Annotated in this window: 15 protein-coding genes; 5 read left to right on the top strand and 10 right to left on the bottom strand. The window is 23.7% G+C overall.

Going from position 1 to position 20,400, the window contains the following annotated elements; genetic code table 11:
- The first annotated feature begins 210 nt into the window (after positions 1–210).
- Positions 211–1,920, top strand: a complete 1,710-nt coding sequence (locus D9V64_RS01220) for a proline--tRNA ligase (RefSeq protein WP_158366525.1) — start codon at positions 211–213, stop codon at positions 1,918–1,920.
- Between the two features lie 82 nt (positions 1,921–2,002).
- Here D9V64_RS01220 and dnaE read toward each other — a convergent pair whose 3' ends face one another.
- The 9 genes from dnaE to rpsB all read right to left on the bottom strand — a co-directional run bounded on the left by dnaE (position 2,003) and on the right by rpsB (position 13,715).
- Complete coding sequence (gene dnaE / locus D9V64_RS01215; RefSeq protein WP_158366523.1) at positions 2,003–5,470, bottom strand: DNA polymerase III subunit alpha; 3,468 nt, start codon at positions 5,468–5,470, stop codon at positions 2,003–2,005.
- A 39-nt stretch (positions 5,471–5,509) separates the two neighbouring features.
- The gene (gene fabZ, locus D9V64_RS01210) at positions 5,510–5,959 is read right to left on the bottom strand and encodes a 3-hydroxyacyl-ACP dehydratase FabZ (RefSeq protein WP_410051767.1); all 450 of its coding nucleotides are present in this window, start codon (positions 5,957–5,959) and stop codon (positions 5,510–5,512) included.
- A gap of 89 nt (positions 5,960–6,048) precedes the next feature.
- Positions 6,049–8,436, bottom strand: a complete 2,388-nt coding sequence (bamA, locus tag D9V64_RS01205) for an outer membrane protein assembly factor BamA (protein ID WP_261979794.1) — start codon at positions 8,434–8,436, stop codon at positions 6,049–6,051.
- 167 nt (positions 8,437–8,603) lie between these two features.
- A complete protein-coding gene (uppS, locus tag D9V64_RS01200; protein WP_158366517.1) occupies positions 8,604–9,332 on the bottom strand; it encodes a polyprenyl diphosphate synthase in 729 nt (242 codons plus the stop codon).
- A 68-nt stretch (positions 9,333–9,400) separates the two neighbouring features.
- Positions 9,401–10,594 carry a 1-deoxy-D-xylulose-5-phosphate reductoisomerase gene (ispC, locus tag D9V64_RS01195; RefSeq protein ID WP_158366515.1) on the bottom strand — a complete coding sequence of 398 codons (1,194 nt, stop codon included), beginning with the start codon at positions 10,592–10,594 and terminating at the stop codon, positions 9,401–9,403.
- A gap of 65 nt (positions 10,595–10,659) precedes the next feature.
- Positions 10,660–11,217 (bottom strand): ribosome recycling factor, encoded by a 558-nt coding sequence (gene frr, locus D9V64_RS01190; protein ID WP_158366513.1) that lies wholly within the window; start codon positions 11,215–11,217, stop codon positions 10,660–10,662.
- A 93-nt stretch (positions 11,218–11,310) separates the two neighbouring features.
- Positions 11,311–12,036 carry a UMP kinase gene (gene pyrH / locus D9V64_RS01185; RefSeq protein WP_158366510.1) on the bottom strand — a complete coding sequence of 242 codons (726 nt, stop codon included), beginning with the start codon at positions 12,034–12,036 and terminating at the stop codon, positions 11,311–11,313.
- A 90-nt stretch (positions 12,037–12,126) separates the two neighbouring features.
- Positions 12,127–12,930: a translation elongation factor Ts gene (gene tsf / locus D9V64_RS01180; RefSeq protein ID WP_158366508.1), complete on the bottom strand. Its 804-nt coding sequence runs from the start codon at positions 12,928–12,930 to the stop codon at positions 12,127–12,129.
- A gap of 50 nt (positions 12,931–12,980) precedes the next feature.
- Positions 12,981–13,715: a 30S ribosomal protein S2 gene (gene rpsB, locus D9V64_RS01175; RefSeq protein WP_158366506.1), complete on the bottom strand. Its 735-nt coding sequence runs from the start codon at positions 13,713–13,715 to the stop codon at positions 12,981–12,983.
- A gap of 294 nt (positions 13,716–14,009) precedes the next feature.
- Here rpsB and map point away from each other — a divergent pair, with 294 nt between their 5' ends.
- Entirely contained in the window at positions 14,010–14,792 is a 783-nt protein-coding gene (map, locus tag D9V64_RS01170) for a type I methionyl aminopeptidase (RefSeq protein ID WP_158366504.1), read from the top strand.
- Positions 14,793–14,855: 63 nt separating this feature from the next.
- Positions 14,856–15,680 (top strand): 2,3,4,5-tetrahydropyridine-2,6-dicarboxylate N-succinyltransferase, encoded by an 825-nt coding sequence (dapD, locus tag D9V64_RS01165; RefSeq protein ID WP_158366502.1) that lies wholly within the window; start codon positions 14,856–14,858, stop codon positions 15,678–15,680.
- 66 nt (positions 15,681–15,746) lie between these two features.
- On the opposite strand, the gene degP is transcribed toward dapD, so the two are convergent.
- On the bottom strand, positions 15,747–17,180 hold the full coding sequence (degP, locus tag D9V64_RS01160) for a serine endoprotease DegP (protein WP_158366500.1): 1,434 nt from the start codon (positions 17,178–17,180) through the stop codon (positions 15,747–15,749).
- A gap of 244 nt (positions 17,181–17,424) precedes the next feature.
- On the opposite strand from degP, the gene D9V64_RS01155 reads away from it, so the two are divergent.
- Complete coding sequence (locus tag D9V64_RS01155) at positions 17,425–18,435, top strand: FAD:protein FMN transferase (protein WP_187308568.1); 1,011 nt, start codon at positions 17,425–17,427, stop codon at positions 18,433–18,435.
- Between the two features lie 247 nt (positions 18,436–18,682).
- Positions 18,683–20,398, top strand: a complete 1,716-nt coding sequence (locus D9V64_RS01150) for an acetolactate synthase 3 large subunit (protein ID WP_158366496.1) — start codon at positions 18,683–18,685, stop codon at positions 20,396–20,398.
- The last annotated feature ends 2 nt before the right edge of the window (positions 20,399–20,400 follow it).

Below are 20,400 nucleotides of genomic sequence, written 5' to 3'. Positions count from 1 at the left end.
CATTTTAAATATTTTTAACCATTATTATTGTTTTATTTAAATAGAAATTAATTTATATATTTTAAACCAAGTATAATTAATATTAAAAAATTTAAAGTATTAAAAATATCTTATAAAATATTTCATTATATAATAGAATGAGCACAAAAGAATTGAAAATAAATATTTTAATTTTTATATCACTTTTATTCATATTGAGATATTAACCATATGCGAGCAAGTCAATATTTACTACTAACTTTAAAAGAAAATCCTCATGATACTGAAATAATTAGTCATCAACTTATGCTTAGAAGTGGGATGATTAGAAAATTATCTTCAGGTTTATATATTTGGTTACCAACAGGTTTGAGAGTTTTAAAAAAAGTAAATAAAATCATCACAAATGAAATGAAAAAAATTAATGCTTTAGAAATTTCTATGCCTATTATTCAACCTGAAGAACTATGGAAAAAAAGTGGACGTTTAAATGTATACGGAAAAGAACTATTCCGATTTTTTGATCGACGTAATAAAAAATTTATATTAGGACCAACTAATGAGGAGGTTATAACGTATTTAATTGGCAATGAAATACATTCTTATCAAGAACTACCATTAATTATGTATCAAATTCAAACTAAATTTAGAGATGAAATACGCCCACGATTTGGAATTATTCGATCTCGTGAATTTATTATGAAAGACGCGTATTCATTTCATATTAATAAAAGATGCTTAGAAAAAACTTATAATAATTTTTATGAAAGTTATATAAATATATTTAATCAAATGAAACTTCAATTTCGTGTTGTAAGTGCTGATTCTGGATCAATGGGTGGTAAAATTTCACATGAATTTCAAGCATTATCTAATAATGGAGAAGATAAAATAGTTTTTTCAAAAAATACTTCATATGCTTCTAATATTAATACAGCTCAATCAATAGAATCCATTAATTTTTTCAAACAAAAAGATCATAATATTCACAATAAAACAAAAAGCATAAAATCTATTAAAAATATTAATGAAATTAAAAATATTACTGAAAATTTAGTGAAAACAATACTAATTAGAACCTATGATAATAAAAAATTTTCATATGCTGCTATACTAATACGAGCAGAACATGAATTGAATTTATTTAAAGTAGAACAAATTAATATTCTCAAAAAACCATTAGAATTTCTAGATGAAAAAGAAATTATTAAATTAATAGGAGTTGAAAAAAAATTTCTAGGACCTTGGAATTTAAATGTTCCTATATTTGCTGATGTTTCTGTATATTATATGCAAAATTTTACTATTGGTGCAAATATTAATAAAAAGTTTTTTATTAATGTAAACTGGAATGTAGATATTCCTATTCCAAATATTATTGATATTAGAAATATTACAAAAAATGACTTAGGACCAAATGAACAAAATCCATTGGAAATTAAAAAAAGTATTGAAATCGGACATATTTTTCAATTAGAAAAAGAATATTCTGAAAAGATGAACATGTTAATAAAAGATAAATTGGGAAATCAAAAAAATTTATATATGGGATGTTATGGGATAGGAATAACACGTATTATCGCAACTATAATTGAACAAAACTATGATAATCAAGGGATTATTTGGCCAAATTCGATTGCACCTTTTGAAGTGGCTATTTTAGTTATTAATATAAATAATTGTCAAAAAACTAAAAAAATTTCAGAAGAATTATATAAAAATATCAAAAATGAAAAAATAGATGTAATTTTAGATGACCGTAATAAAAGACCTGGTATTATGTTTAATGAAATAGATTTAATTGGTATTCCACATCAAATTGTTATTAGTGCGCGTCATGTCAATAACAGTAATGTTGAATATCGAGAACGTAAAAATAAAAAAAATATTCTTATTAATTTAAAAGATATTGTTAATTTTTTAAAAAACAAACTAAAATAATTTATTTATATATTTTAAAAAATTATAAAAATATAGTATATAAAATTATAAAATATCAAAGAATTTTTATAAAAAATCTTATTTAATGTAGTTTTAATTGTACTTGTTCTTTTCCGACTAAAGATTTTAATTCATTTAAAAATTCATTACTAACAGTGATATAAAAATTCTTATTTTTAATTAAACTAAAATAAATTTGTTTTGTTTTAAAGAACAAATGAACAAAAACACCACCTTGATTTTGTTGGATTAATAATTTATATAATTTTTCTAAAATAAATTGATCATGGTTTTTCGTTAATGTAATAACTAATTTTTTAAGATGTTTTTCTCTTAATAATGTTAAGTTAAAAATTTCATATGCTATTATTTTTTTATTTTTAGTTAAATCTGTTTTTCCTTTTATTATTAGAATTTCATTTAACTTAATTAAATATTCAAATAAATTAAACACTTGTTTAAAAATTACAACTTCAAAACGACTATTATAGTTATCTAATATTAATATAGCTATTTTATTTTTATTTTTAGTTGTTTTTATTTTAATTGAAATAACAATTCCTAAAACTATTTTATTTTTATGACTGGAATTTAATTCTAAATTTTTTAAAACATTTACATAATATTCTAGTTCTGCTAAATACTGATTAATAGGATGTCCTGTTAAATAAAAACCTAAAACTTGATATTCATTTTTTAATTGATCTTGTTGATTAAGATGTGAAAATTTAGATAAATTATTTTTTTTTATTATATTTAATTCATCTTTAAAATCCCCAAAAAGACTTATTTGCCGGTTATTTTTAATTCGTAGATATTCTTTTGAAACTTTAATTGCATCTTCAATTAAATTAAGCAAACAATTTCTATTCTTATCTATAACATCTAAACTACCAGACATAATTAGTTTTTCTAATATTCTACGGTTTATTTTATTAGGATCACAACGCATACATAAATCGAATAAATCATAAAAATAACCGTTTTTATCTCTTTCTTCAATAATACTTTTTATTGAATTTTCACCTATTCCTTTTATAGCCCCAAGACCATAGACTATATTGTTAGAATTGTCTACATAAAATTCATATTTACTTAAATTAATATTAGGAGGAATCATTTTTAATTTTAAATTAAGTGTTTCATGAACTAAAATGATAATTTTTTCTGTATTATCTATATCCGAGTTCATAGTAGCTGCTATAAATTCAGCAGGATAATGTGATTTTAACCATAATGTTTGATAAGAAACTAACGCATAAGCTACAGAATGTGATTTATTAAATCCATATCCAGCAAATTTTTCCAATAAATCAAAAATTTTTGATGCTAATTTTAAATCAATTCCATTTTTTTTAGATCCTTCTAAAAAAATTTTTCTTTGCTTTGCCATATCTTTAAAATTTTTTTTACTTATAGCACGTCTTAAAATATCAGCTTTTCCTAAAGTATAACCCGCTAAAATTTGAGCAATTTTCATAACTTGTTCTTGATATAAAATAATACCATAGGTTGATTTTAATACTGGTTTTAAAAGTATATGCTGCCATTTATAATCAGGATATGAAATTTTTTCATATCCATGCTTTCGATTTATAAAATTATCTACCATTCCGGATTGTAAAGGACCAGGTCTAAAAAGTGCTAAAAGTGCAATAATATCTTCAAAACAATCTGGTTTTAATCTTTTAATTAAATCTTTCATTCCATAAGATTCTAATTGAAAAATAGCAGTAGTTTTACATTCTTTTAATAAAAGAAAACATTTTTCATCATCTAATGAAATAGAATTAATATTAATTTTTTTTTCATTCGGTAATAATTTTACGTTAATCATATCTACTGTACAATTAATTGTTGTTAATGTACGTAAACCAAGAAAATCAAACTTTAACAAACCGACATATTCAATATCATTCTTATCAAATTGAGTAACAGAATTACTTCCATTTTCGTCACAATATAAAGGACAAAAATCAGTAATTTTGGTCGGAGAAATTACAACACCACCTGCATGCTTTCCAATATTTCTATTTACTCCTTCTAATTTTTTAGATATATCAATTAATTTTTTAATATCTTCATTATTTTTATAAAGATTATATAATTCAGATTTCTTAGAAAAAGCTTCATTAAGTGTGATTCCAGGATCTAATGGTACTAATTTAGATAAATGATTGATAAACCCATAAGGGTAACCTAAAACTCTTCCTACATCTCGAATTACAGCTTTTGCTGTCATTGTTCCAAAAGTAATAATTTGAGCTACTGCATCTCTACCATACATATCAGAAACATGTTCAATTACTCTATCTCGTTTATCCATACAAAAATCAATATCAAAATCAGGTAGAGAAATACGTTCAGGATTTAGAAATCGTTCAAATAATAAATCGAATAATAAAGGATTTATTTCAGTTATATTTAATGCATATGCAACTAATGAACCTGCACCTGAACCTCTTCCAGGTCCAACTGGGATATTATTATTTTTTGCCCATTGTATAAATTCCATAACAATTAAAAAATACCCAGGAAAACCCATTTTATTTATTATATTTAACTCCATCATTAAACGTTTTTTATATTTTAAATAAATTTCTTTACTTATTTTACAATTTGTAAAATGTACTTTTAAACGTTTTTTTAATCCATTTTTTGCTTTAATAATCAAATAATCTTGAATACTTGTTTTACCTGTAGGAAATTGTGGTAAAAAATACTGTCCAGAAGATATAAAAACATTGCAACGTTTTGCAATTTCTACACTGTTAATTAATGCTTCTGGAATATCAGAAAACAGCTCAAATATTTCTTTTTCACTTTTTAAATATTGATTTTGGCTATAGTTATTTTGAATTTTAGAATTTTTTAAAGTTTCTCCTTCATGAATAGCAATTCTAATTTTGTGAATTTTAAAATCTTCTTTATTTAAAAAACATACATCATTAGTTGCTACTACTGGAATACCTTTACAATAAGACAAATCTACAGCTAAATGTAAATATTTTTCTTCATTTTTTCTTCCTGTTCTCATTAATTCCAGATAATATGAAGAAGGAAAATATGTTTCATAGAATTTTAAACAAGAAGATATAAATGAAGATTGTTTACTTAACAAAATTTTTCCAATTTCACCACGACACCCTCCTGAAAGTAGGATTAATCCATGATTAAGTTCTGAAAGCCATTTTTTTTCTATTGTAACAAACTTATTATTAATATATCCTTTTGTATAAGCACGAGAAATTAACAAAATTAAATTTTTGTATCCTTTTTCATTGCTAGCTAATATAGTTAATTCTACTAATTCATTCTTTACGAATTCTGAAATAAATTTCACTGTTGTGCCAATAATAGGTTTTAAACCAAATTTATGTGCAGAATTATAAAATTTTATTACACCATATAAATTACTGAAATCTGTAATAGCTAAAGCTATCATTTTCAAAGAAACTGCTTTTTTTACTAGATCTTCTGGTTTAGATAAACCATCAAACATTGAATAATCGCTATGTACATGAAGATGTACAAATTTTGGTGAATGCATTTATTTTCCGAATTTAATATAAAAATATTTTATTTAATATTAATTTTTTTTATAAAAAAGAATAGTAGCATGACAAATATTTATATTATTTACCATTGCATACACTTTGAATTTAATTAAATTTTTTTTATTTTTTAAATAAATCACTTGAATAAATATTTGATCTCCAGGGATAATATTTTTTTTAAATCTCGCATTTTCAATACCAACAAAATAATATAATTTATTAATATTTAATATTCCTGTACTTTTATAAATTAAAATAGCAGCTGCTTGAGTCATAGCCTCAATAATTAAAACACCTGGAAATACTGGTTTTTCTAAAAAATGCCCCTGAAAAAATGGTTCATCTATAGTACAATTTTTTAATGCTTGTAAATAATGAAAAATTTTAAAATCTAAAATTCGATCAATTAATAATAAAGGATAACGATGTGGTAAAATTTTTAAAATTTTTTTAATATCCAAAAAATTATAACTAGAACTCAAAATATTCACCTTTTAAAAGTGATAACATCAAATAAATACATTTTTTATAAATTAAGTCTTTATTTTTAAAAAAACCAAATTTATTTAAATTACCAATTTTTACCAATATTAAATTGAAATGCTTCTAATTGATTATTTTCATTTGTTTGAATAGGATAAGCATAGGAAAAAACTAACGGACCAATAGGTGAAAACCATTGCAAAGAAACACCAATAGAAGAATAAATATTTTTTAAATTACTAAAATCTATAAACTGTAAATTAGAAGTATTTTTTTGTTTTTTAGATCTAGTATCCCAAATATTACCAATATCTAAAAATAAGGAAGATCGAAGAAAATGTGTATACTTTTCTTCAATGAATGGAATTGGTAAAACTAATTCTAAATTAGCAATAACCATTGCATTACCACCAATTGAATCTAAAGATTCACAAAAATTATTATTTTTATGTCCTAAACATTCTTTTAGATTACTAACAGTATATTCTTTTTTTGGACCAATGGTATGAATACGAAATCCACGAATATTATTTGAACTATTTGAATGAAAATTTTCATAAAAAGGCAACTTTTGTTGGTTAAAACTATCTCCAAAACCAGCTCGGAAATGAGTTAAAAATATAAATTTTTTTTCTTGATCTAAAGGTATATATTGTTCAGTATCTAACAAGATTTTATAAAAGCTATTATCAGAACCAGGAATAGTGTTTTTACCACTTAAATAAGTTTGATTACCAGAAATAGGAAAATAAAAATTTTTTAAAGTGTTATGTAAAAATGAATAATTTAAAGTAAAATCATTCACTAAGCTATTTTTTAAAAACTGATCATCAAATGTTTGAACTGTATTATTTATAATATTTTTTTTATTTTTTATATTAGTTAAATTATTTTCATTAATTAAATTATTTCGAGTATATCCAAAACCTATATTAAATCTATTAAAACTATTAATCAAAAAACTTAAATCATTTTCAAATCCAATTGTCTGTTTTTTAAGAATAGACATGTCATTAAGATGATATTTAAAATCATTATAAAATAGTTTACTATTCAAATTAGTACCATTCTCAAAAAAATAAGGATATGTCACTAATAAGTCTGCATATTTTTGATTATCATTTTTAATAATACTAGTCTTTAGTGAATTACCAGATCCAAATAAATTATCTTTTGAAAGTGAAGCATTGAAACTTAATCCACTATCTTTTCCATAACCTAATCCAAAATTTACTGTACCAGTAGGATTTTCTTTTAATTCATAAATAACATTAACTGCATTTTTTTTATCATCTAAAAAATCTTTTGTAACTACAATATCATGAATATATTTTATTTTTTCTAATGATTCTTTACCTAAATTAATTAGTTTTGTATTAAACCATTTACCTTCTATTTGTTTTATTTCACGTCGTAAAACTATATCTTTAGTTAATTCATTACCTTTAAAAAGTATTTTATTAACGAAATAACGTTCATTAATATTTATATTAAAATTTAAAATTATAGTTTTTGTTCGAACATTTATATCAGGATTAATTAAAATTTGAGTATTAATATATCCATGTTCAGATAAAAAATATTTTATTTTTTGAACAATTAAATCAATTTTTTCTTGATTATATAATTCATTATTATTGATAGTAATCAAATTTTTTATTTGTTCGTAATAGTGTAATACATTACCGTTAACAAAAAAATGAGAAACTTTATATTTGCTTCCTTCAAAAATTTGTAAAATAATATTCACTTTATTTTTATTTTTTGAAAAATTAATTATTTTTTTATCTATATGAAAATAATAATATCCTCTATTTAAATAAAATTTATTTAAATTATCTAAATCTTTTTCTAATTGATTAGAATAATAAATACATTTTTCTAAAAAGTTCCACCAGGGTTTATGATCTTTTAATTTAAATAAAGAAATTATTTTATCTCGTGAAAAATTTTTATTTCCGAGAATTTTGATATAATTTATTTGAGTTAAATGTCCTTCATCAATTAATATTTTTAAATTAATTTTGTTATTTGAAGAAAACGTTGTCAATACCTTAATTTTTGACTGATATCTTCCAATATGATCGTAAAAATTTTGTATATTTTTTATAAAAACATCTTTTAAATATGGATTATATTGTCTACCTACTTTGATATTTAATTGATCAAGATATTTATTAAGAATATCATTTTTAATTAGATGATTACCTGAAATACTAATATTGTATATTAAAGGTCGTTCTATTATTTTAAAAATAATTGATTTTTCTGAAAAAAAAACTTTAATATCTTCAAATTTTCCTGTTTTAAATAAAGATTTAATACTTTTTTTAATATCATTTTTGGTTATTGTACTACCAATATTAAATAAAATATGCCTTAATGCTTCATCTTTTGAAATATATTTTAGTCCTTGAAATTCAATGTTTTTTATAGTCCACAAATTTTTTGAGTAAATATTTATACTAAAAAACATCAAAAAAATCATAAAAAATTTTTTAATTAACATTATTGCAATTTTTCCTGCAATAGATCTAATACTTTGTATGTATTTATACCATACAATCTAAAAGAAATTAAGAAATAAAAATAAGATGTTTGTTGTATTTAGATTAAAAATTTAAGATTTAAATAATATTAAAATTACTTTTGATCTTCAATAAATCCTCCAAAACGACGTTTTCTCGTGCTGAAATAATTAATTGCATCTTGAAATATAAATTTATTAAAATCAGGCCATAAAATATCGGTAAAATATAATTCAGAATATGCGATTTGCCATAATAAAAAATTACTAATTCTTTTTTCACCTCCAGTTCTAATTACTAAATCTACCGGTAATAAAGTACTAGTAGATAAATATTGAGAAAATGTTTCTTCTTCAATTTGATTTATATCTAAATATCCATTTCTAACATCAGCAATTATTTTTTTTACACCTTGTACTATATCCCATTTACCACCATAATTTGCAGCAATATTTAAAGTCAAACCGCTATTTTTTATAGTTTTTTTTTCTGCATTATAAATAGATAATTGTAATTCTTTATTAAAAAAAGTTATGTCACCAATTACTTTAAGACAAATATTGTATTTATTTAAATTTTCTATTTCATTATTTAATGTAAACAAAAAAAGTTTAAGTAAAGAAATTACTTCTAATTTTGGACGTTTCCAATTTTCACTACTGAAAGCATATAATGTTAATACTTTTATGTTATTTTTAATAGCAAATTTTATCGTTTCTTTTACTGCTTTAAAACCTATTTTGTGGCCAAAAGAACGTATTTTACCTTTTTTTTGAGCCCATCTTCCATTGCCATCCATAATTATGGCAACATGAAGAGGTATTTTTTTTTTATTTTTTTGCATGTTAAGTATTTATATAATATTACATATATATTCTCTAAAAATAATTTTTTTTAAAAATGCTAATAATTTCAAATTAAAGAGGATATTTTTTTTTCTGTTTGTATTCTAGCTTTTTTGTCAATTTCTAAGATTTCTAAAACAGAAGTTGGTTCTGAAAAAGAAGAAGACATTAAAACATCATTATTTATTTCAAAAATTTTATTAAATTTAATTTTTGAACTTAAAAAAGCAGATACAGAAACTTCATTAGCAGCATTTAATACAGTCATTGCTGACTGACCATGAGAAAAAGCATCAATTGTTAATTTTAAACATGGAAATTGCTTAAAATCTGGTTCAAAAAAATTTAAATAATTTAATTTTTTAAAATCCAAATAATTAGATCCAGAAGAAATACGTTTAGGAAATGACATTGCATACGAAATAGCTACTTTCATATCTGGAACTGAAATTTGAGCTAATACTGAGCCGTCAATATATTCTACCATAGAATGAATAATTGATTGAGGATGAATTAAAATATTAATTTCATCAGCTGAAGCATTAAATAACCATCTTGCTTCAGCATATTCGAAACCTTTATTCATCATAGTTGCTGAATCTACTGATATTTTTTTACCCATATTCCAATTTGGATGAGCAAATGTTTGCTCAGGTTTTACAAAAGGTAAATCTTCTTTTTTTAAATGATATAATGGACCACCTGATCCAGTTAAAATAATAGATTTAATTCCATGTTCTTGTAAATTAAACTTTCCTAAATTTTTTTGTAGACGTTCAGGTAAAACTTGAAAAATCGCATTATGTTCACTGTCAATAGGAATAATTTTAGCATTGCTACAAAATAAAGCATTCATAAATATACAACCAGAAGTAATTAAAGATTCTTTATTAGCTAATAAAATAGTTTTTCCAGCATATATTGCAGATAATGTAGGTAATAAACCCGCCATTCCAACAATAGCAGATACTACATAATCATTTTCTTCTAAAGAAGCTAATGCAGAAATATTTTTATTACCAGATAAAACTTGTGTTTTAATTTTTTCTTCTTTTAATTTAATTCTAAGTATATTTGCAGATGTTTCATTTTTCATGGCCACCCAATCAGGTGAAAATAATTTACATTGTTCTAACATTATAGCAAAATTTTTATTTGCAACTAGTGCAACTATTTTGAATAGATCAGGATGTTTTTTAATAATAGATATTGTACTTATACCAATTGAACCAGTTGATCCTAAAATTGTGATTTTCTTCATAAAAATTTTTTAATAGACATTTTCATAAATATTTAATATATAAATTTTATTTTATTTTAACTATGTTAAAATTTCATAAGTTCTTTTTCTTTAAAAAGTAAAATATTTTCTATTTTTTTAATATAATCATCTGTCATTTTTTGAATTTTATTTTGTGAACTATGTTCTTGATCTTCTCCAATAATTTTATTTCTTAAATAAATTTTAATTTTTTCATTGGCATCTCTACGAATATTACGTATAAAAATACGAGTATTTTCAGCATTATTTCTTATAATTTTAATAAGATTTTTTCTTCTTTCTTCTGTTAGACCCGGTATTGGTACAATAATATCTTTTCCATGTATTACTGGATTTAAATCGAGATTTGAATTTAAAATAGCTTTATTAATTGTAGTCGTGTTAGAACTATCAAATATATTTATCTTAAGAGTATGATAATCTTCAACCACTATATTAGAAATTTGCTTAATCGGGACTTTAGAACCAAAATATTCAATATATATATTATTAAGCAAATCTGGAGATGCTCTACCAGTTCTAATGTTACTCATTTGAATTTGAAAATTTTTAATACATACTTCCATTTTTTGATTGATTTTAATAAAAAGTTCATTAATCACATATTTACCTATAATATCTATTTGTTATTTAATTTTAAATAATGTTTTTGTATATTTTAAAATATTTATAATTACAGAAAAATATTTCATATTTTATGTGGTAATAATAGTACCTTCATCATGTCCTGTAATAATATGATATAAAGATTGAAATTTGTTAATATTAAAAACTCGAATTGGCAAATTATGATCTCTGGCAAGGGCAAAAGCAGAGAGATCCATAACTTTTAATTCTTTTTTAAGTACATCCTCATAAGTTAATTTTTTATAAAAAGTTGCATGGGCATATTTGTTTGGATCTTTAGAATACACTCCATCAACTTTAGTCCCTTTTAAAATAATATCTGCTTGTATTTCAATACCACGTAAACATGCTGCAGAATCAGTTGTAAATAATGGATTACCGATTCCAGCTGCAAAAATAACTACATAATTATTAGATAAAAGTTTTATTGCTTGTCGATGATTATAAGTCTCACACATTCCATTTATTGGTATCGAAGACATTACACAAGAAGGAATAGAATAATATTGCATGATGTCATGCATCGCTAAACTATTAATTATTGTTGATAATATACCAATGTGATCAGATGCTATTCTATTTATTCCGATATTAGATAACGTTGATCCACGAAATAAATTTCCGCTTCCAATTACCAATCCAACTTGTACACCAATATTTAATACTAATTTTATTTCTTTAGCTATTTTTTTTAAAGAATTCACATCAATACCAAATTTATTCACTCCTTGTAAAACTTCTCCACTTATTTTTAATAAAATACGGGGGTATATAAATTTTGTATTGGTAGACATTTTTTTAATCCGAATATATTTAATATATTTAAAAATAAATATAAGTGTTATTTTAAAAAAATCATATTGCTATTAATTAATATCTGTTAATTATTTAATTGTATTTTCTCCAATTTCAAACCTAACAAAAGATATAATATTACCATTATGTTCATCTAATACTTGACCTACTTTTTTATTTGGATCAATTATAAAATTTTGACCAACTAAAGAAATATTATTTAAAAATTTATTCATACGACCATCTACTATTTTTTTTAATATATTAGTAGGCTTCTTATAATTTTTTACTAGTTCTAATTGAATATTATATTCTCTTTCAAATATTTCTTTGGATACATCTTTAGGATGTATATAATCTGGTTTACTTGCTGCTATATGCATAGAAATGTTTTTTAATACATCCTGATTTAAATTATTAGCACTAACTAACACACCAATACGACCAGCATGCACATAAGAAAATATATTATTACCATTAATAATTTCAAATCGATTAATTTTAATATTCTCACCAAATTTTACAATTAATTCTGTTATTTTTATTTTAAAATAATTTTGTATGTCAAAAATGTTTTTTATTTTTTCAGATAATGCCGTTAAAATTATTTCTTTTCCAAAAGAAATAAAAAGATTATCTTTTGCTACAAAATCAGTTTGACAATTCAATTCAATCATAACTCCAATATTATTTTGAGTACTAGCAAATATTACACCATGATTCGTAGTATTTTTTAATTTTTTTGAAGCTTGTATTTTTCCTGATTTTCTTAAATTATCAATTGATAACTCAATATCTCCATTTTCTTCTATTAATGCTCGTTTACATTCCATAAAACCAACACCTGTACGTAATCTCAATTTTTTTACTAATAAAGCAGGAATATCAATCATAAATATCTTCTCTTAGCAGGTTTTATAAATATAAGTATATACATATATATTTATTCAATATCTAAATTTTCTTTTGAATTAATTAAAACTTCAGTTATTGAAGTATGATGATCTGTTTTACAAATACTCATTGTTACCGCTTTTAAATATAATGCAACAGATCTAATTGCATCATCGTTTCCAGGTATTATATAATCTACACCATCAGGATTAGAATTAGTATCTACAACAGCAAAAACAGGAATTCCTAAATTATTTGCTTCTTGAATTGCAATATGCTCATGAGCAGCATCAATGATAAATAAACAATCTGGAAGACCTCCCATATTTTTTATACCACCTAAACTATTTTCTAATTTAGATAATTCTCTTGTTCGTATTAACGCTTCTTTTTTTGTAAGTTTTAAAAACGTACCATCTTTAGATTCTATTTCTAAATCTTTTAAACGTTTAATAGATTGACGTACTGTTTTCCAATTAGTTAACATTCCACCTAACCAACGATGATTAACATAAAATTGATCACAATTTATTGCTGTTTCTTTTATTTTTATACTAGCAGCACGTTTAGTTCCAACAAATAATATTTTTCCTTTTTTAAAAGCGATTTTTCTCAATTCTAACAAAGCAAAATTAAACATAGGAAGAGTTTTTTCTAAATTAATAATATGTACTTTATTCTTAGAACCAAAAATAAATGGTTTCATTTTTGGATTCCAATATCGAGTTTGATGTCCAAAATGAACTCCAGCTTTTAACATATCTCTCATTGACACTATTTCCATAAAAATCTCCTAATTAAAAAATCAAATTTTAAAAAATGAATATTAATAACAATTCTATAACTTTTATATTAAATGAAAAATATAAATATCTTGTATATTCACATCATATTAAATATATCTAATAAATTAAATGAAATATATCATATTCAATATTTAAGAACAGTAATAATTATTAACGTATTTTATTTTTTTTAAATTACTCGTTAAATATTAAAATAAAAATTTTTATAACTAAATTTTATAAACTATAATTTATACAAATTAAACTTTATATATTTTAATTGGTTAAATGTTATGAATCATATGATAAAAAAAAAATCAGAAATAGAAAAAATGAGAATATCTGGAAAATTAGCTGCAAAAGTATTAGAAATGATTGAAAAATATGTTCAACCAGATGTAAGTACAGAAGAACTAAATAATATATGTCATAATTTTATCATGCAAAATAATGCTATTCCAGCATGTTTAGGATATCATGGTTTTCCAAAATCTGTCTGTATTTCTGTTAATGACGTTGTATGTCACGGTATTCCAAGTAAAAAACAAATTTTAAAAGTAGGAGATATAGTTAATATTGATGTTACAGTTATTAAAGATAACTATTATGCAGATACCTCAAAAATGTTTTTTGTAGGAGAAACAAGTATTCTATCTAAACGTTTATGTAAAGTTGCTCAAGAAAGCCTTTATACATCTTTAAAAATTATAAAATCAGGCGTACCACTTTTAAAAATTGGAGAAACAATTGAAAATTATGTTGAAAAACAAGGTTTTTCAGTTGTAAAAGAATATTGTGGACACGGTATTGGTACTTCATTTCATGAAGAACCACATATATTGCATTATAAAAATAAAAATAAAATGATTCTAGAAAAAGGAATGATTTTTACTATTGAACCTATGATAAATGCAGGAAAATCAGAGGTAAAATGTATGAAAGATGGATGGACTGTTAAAACAAAAGATCACTCATTATCTGCTCAATATGAGCATACTATACTAGTTACAAATTATGGATGTGATATTTTAACATGGCAAAAAAAAGAAAAAATACTTCCTAGTTTTATCAATTAATAAAAATAAATGTTTTTATTTTTCTTGTTAAAATTCAATATAATTAAATTGGGATAATTTAAAGTGAAAAAATTTAAAAAAATAATTGAAAATGCTTATATAAATAGAAATGAAATTAATTTTAAAAATATTGATATTGAAACTTATGAAACTATCGCTTATATATTAAGTTTATTAAACAAAGGGGAACTACGTATTTCAGAAAAAAAAGATAATGTATGGATTACTCATCAATGGTTAAAAAAAGCAATATTATTATATATATATTTTACAAAAAATAACATTTTTTTAGGTAAAAATACTAATTATTACGATAAAATTCCACTTAAATACAATAAATATACTCAAGAAAATTTTGAAATAGAAAAAGTTAGAATAGTACCACCAGCTACTGTTAGATATGGCGCATTTATTAATTGCAATACAGTAATTATGCCATCATATGTAAATATAGGTGCATATATAGATGAAGGAAGTATGATAGATACATGGGCGACTGTAGGATCATGCGCACAAATTGGAAAAAATGTGCATTTATCAGGAGGAGTTGGAATAGGTGGTGTATTAGAGCCTTTACAAAATAATCCTACTATTATTGAAGATAATTGTTTTATTGGTGCTCGTTCTGAAATTGTAGAAGGAGTAATTGTAGAAGAAGGTGCTGTAATATCTATGGGCGTTTTTATAGGACAAAGTACTAAAATTTATAATCGAGAAACTGAAGAAATTTCTTACGGGAAAATTCCTTCGAATTCTGTAGTAGTTTCTGGTAGTTTGCCATCTAAAAATGGAAAATATAATTTATATGCTGCAGTTATTGTTAAAAAAGTAGACCATAAAACTACAAGTAAAGTAGAAATTAACAAATTATTACGTGGTTTAAATTAACATTAAAAACCGCCCGTATTTTAAAAAAATAGGGCGGAATCATATAATAAACTGTTTTTTTAACTATTACTCACTAACTAAATAAATATTACTACTTCCTCTTTTTATACTAAAAACTAATATGCTTGGTTTATGAGCTAATTCATCTTTCAAGTCATCTAAATCATTTATTAATTTTTGATTCACTTTAATGATAATATCATCTTTTTTAAAACCAATTTTTCCAGCTGGAGTATTTATTTTAACATTATCTACTTTTACACCCTTTTGATCATCTATAGAAAAATTAGAAAAATCAGCTCCTTCAAGACCTGGATAAATATCTCCAAAATTCATACTTTGTTTAAGCGATGGCTTTAATTCTACAATTACATCTTTAATAATACCATTTCGAAAAATACCTAATTCCATCTTAGTAGCAACTGGTAAAGATCCAATTTCAGCACGTAATGCTGCAAAACTAGAAATCAGTTTTTTATTTAAAGATACAATAATATCTCCGGCTCTAATACCAGCTTGAAATGCAGATGAATTAGGTAGGACTTGACTAACAAAAGCTCCTTTTTGAGTATTAATTTTCATTATTCTTGCTAAGTCAGAATTTAATTCCATTCCTATTATACCTAACTCACCACGTCTTACTTGACCAAATTGAGCTATTTGTGCTGTAAGATTTTTAACCATATTTCCAGGAATTGCAAAACCAATTCCTATATTACCTCCATCTGGAGCTAATATCGCAGTATTAATACCTATTAATTCACCATCTAAATTAACTAATGCACCACCGGAATTACCTCTATTAATAGCTGCATCAGTTTGAATAAAATTTTCATAATGTTCAATATTTAATCCACTTCTCCCCAAAGCAGAAATAATACCAGATGTAACTGTTTCACCAAGACCATACGGATTTCCAATTGCTACAGTATAATCACCTACTCTTAATTTATCAGAATCTGCAATTTTAATTGCACTTAAATTATTTGCATTTTGTAATTGTATTAAAGCAATGTCAGAACGTTGATCTTTTCCAATTACATGAGCTTCATAACGACGTCCATCACTTAATTGTACTTGAATCTTATTTGCATTTTCTACAACGTGATTATTAGTTACAGCATATCCTTTTTCAGCATCTATAATAACACCTGATCCTAGTGCATGAAACTTTTCGTTTGTATTATCAGAATTAGGATTAGAACGACAAAATGGAGAATTTCGAAATGGTGAATTACCTTGACAAAATGGAGAATTATCACCAAAAAATGGTTGAAATTGATGCGGTAAACGAGAATTCTGAATTATAGTACTTCCCTCAATATTAATACTAATTACTGAAGGCATAACTTTTTCTAGCATAGGTGCTAAACTAGGAATTACATGTATAGAGGAAATATTATTAGAAACAGATTTTTCATTTCCCCAAGACATTCCGAAACTTAGTAACAGAGTTAAAATAAATACTGTTCCGCCTAATACTATATTTATTCTTTTCATTATTTCTTTCTCAATAAATTACAATCTAATCTCATAGATAAAGCGAATAAAAAATACAAAATTTTTAATTAAAATAAACCCTTATTATACACTCCATAATTCATTAACTCCATCAATCGTTAGTAGATAAATAAAAAAGTATATCTTAAAAATATTTAAAAAATTGCAGTTTTTTAAATATTTTTGTAAATAACTATATTTCTATATAATATTATTTTCTATTTTAAAATATATGGTTTTATATATGATATTAAACAAAATAATTGGTATTTTTTTATGTTTTTTAACACTTTTCTTTATTATAAAAAATAAAAAAAAAACACAAACAATACAATTGCAAGGAAAAACCATGGGAACATACTGGCAAGTAAAAATTCCTAATACAAAAATAAAAAATATAAAATACATAAAAAAATTAATACAAAAAAATCTAGATGCAGATGAACAATTATTATCTCCTTGGAAAAAAAAATCTTTAGTTTATCAATTTAATCAATTAAAAAAATATAAACTATTAAAAATTAATAAAAAATTTTTAAAAATTATTTTAACAGCACTGACAATGCACAAAAAAACTAATGGAAAACTAGATATCACTATTGGCACATTAATTAATTTATGGGGTTTTGGAACTGAAAAAAAACCACACCATTACCCTTTAATAAATACCATTAAAAAAAATATAAATCTTACAGGTATTCACAATTTAAAAATTATTAATAATTCACATGGAATATATTTAAAAAAAAACATAAATGGTATGAAAATAAATCTTTCTACACTAGGTGAAGGGTTTGCTGTAGATCATTTATCTTGTATACTAAAAAAAAAAGGAATAAAAAATTATACTATTTCGATAGGAGGTACAGTTTTAGTTAACAATAAGACTAAAATTATCGCGATTCAAAAACCTACAGATAAAAAAAGATCAATTCAATTACTCGTTAATTTAAATAACAAATCTATTAGTACAGCAGGCACTTATCTTAATTATTATTTTCTTCATAGTAAGAATGTTTCACATATTATTGATCCTGAAAAAGGAACCCCTATAAAAAACAATTTAGTATCAGTAAGTGTTATTTCTTCAACTGCTTTAGAAGCAGACAGTTGGGATACTGCATTGCTATTACTAGGTGTTAAAAAAGCAAAAAAATTGTCTATTAATGAAAATTTAGCAGTCTGTCTTATAATTAAAGAAAAAAATAAATTTTTGACATGGATATCACCTCAATTTAAAAAATTTTTAATCTAAAAAGATTGTGAGAAATTTAATTTTAAAAAAGTATATAATTGTTTAATTTACTTCAACATTATTGATAATATTTAATATATTTGTAATAATATATAAAATTCAAAAATGAATAAATATTAAAAATCTTTTTTTAAAATTAAATTACATTGTTCTTACTTTGTTCTTACTTTATCTAGATAAACTATCAGGATAAACTACAAATAAAAAATAGGAATAAACCTAATAAAATAGCATCCTGGAGGAAAAAATGGAAATATTATCAGGAGCCGAAATGGTTATTAGATCATTAATTAATCAGGGAATACAACATATATTTGGTTATCCTGGTGGTGCGGTACTAGATATTTATGATGCTCTAAAAACTATTGGTGGAATTGAACATATTTTAGTTAGACATGAGCAAGCTGCTACTCATATGGCTGATGGATATGCTAGATCTACTGGTAAAGTAGGTGTCGTATTAGTGACTTCTGGACCAGGTGCTACTAATGCAATTACTGGAATTGCAACAGCTTATATGGATTCAATTCCAATGATAGTTATTTCAGGTCAAGTAGCATCATCTTTAATTGGTTACGACGCATTTCAAGAATGTGATATGATTGGTATTTCTCGTCCAATAGTTAAACATAGTTTTTTAGTTAAAAAAACTGAAGATATACCTATTGTTTTTAAAAAAGCATTCTGGATAGCATCTACTGGACGACCTGGACCAGTAGTTATTGACTTACCTAAAGATATTTTAAAACAAAAAAGTAAATCAGAATTTATATGGCCTAAAAATGTACATATACGATCTTATAATCCAACTACTAAAGGTCATAAAAGACAAATTAAAAAAGCACTCAGCATATTATTAAAAGCTAAAAAACCTGTTATTTATGCTGGTGGTGGCGTAATTAGTTCTAATAGTAGTCAAGAGCTAATAGAATTTGCAGAAAAAACTAATTGTCCTGTTACAACATCCTTAATGGGATTAGGAGCTTTCCCTGGAAATCATCCTCAAAGTATTTCTATGTTAGGTATGCATGGTACATACGAAGCTAACATGGCTATGCATAATGCTGATGTAATTTTTGCTGTTGGAGTTCGTTTTGATGACAGAACAACAAATAATTTAAAAAAATATTGTCCAAATGCTACTATTCTACATATTGATATAGATCCTACATCTATTTCTAAAACTGTTTCTGCGGATATACCAATAGTTGGAGATGCAAAACATGTTTTAAAAGAAATTATTGAATTAATAAAAAAAGAAAAAGAAATTCATTCATTAAATCAATGGTGGGATACTATAAAAGAATGGAAAAAAGTTAAAAGTTTAGATTATAATATAAAAAGTGAAAAAATAAAACCTCAAAATGTTATCCAAACACTTTTTAAATTAACCAAAGGAAAATCTTATATTACTTCTGATGTTGGTCAACATCAAATGTTTACAGCACTATATTATAAATTTAATAAACCTAAACATTGGATTAATTCTGGTGGATTAGGCACTATGGGTTTTGGATTACCTGCTGCACTAGGTGTGAAATTAGCTATACCCAATGCTACTGTAATTTGTATTACTGGCGATGGTAGTATTCAAATGAATATTCAAGAATTATCCACTGCAAAACAATACAACTTATCAGTTTTAATAGTGAATTTAAATAATTCTTCTTTAGGCATGGTAAGACAGTGGCAAGATATGATTTATTCTGGAAGACATTCTCATTCATATATGGACTCGCTTCCAGATTTTGTAAAATTAGTAGAATCATATGGACATATTGGATTGCGTATAGAAAAAACACAAGAATTAGAAGAAAAATTGATATTCGCATTAAAAAAACTATCTGAAGGAAATTTAGTTTTTTTAGATATTCAAATAGATAATTCTGAGCATGTTTATCCTATGCAAATTCAAGGAGGAGGCATGAATGAAATGTGGTTAAGGAAAAAAGAGGTTTTTTAATA

This window comes from Buchnera aphidicola (Aphis nerii) (assembly GCF_005083105.1).
GTDB lineage: Bacteria > Pseudomonadota > Gammaproteobacteria > Enterobacterales > Enterobacteriaceae > Buchnera > Buchnera aphidicola_AS.
This window is presented reverse-complemented; position numbering and strand designations above follow the sequence as displayed.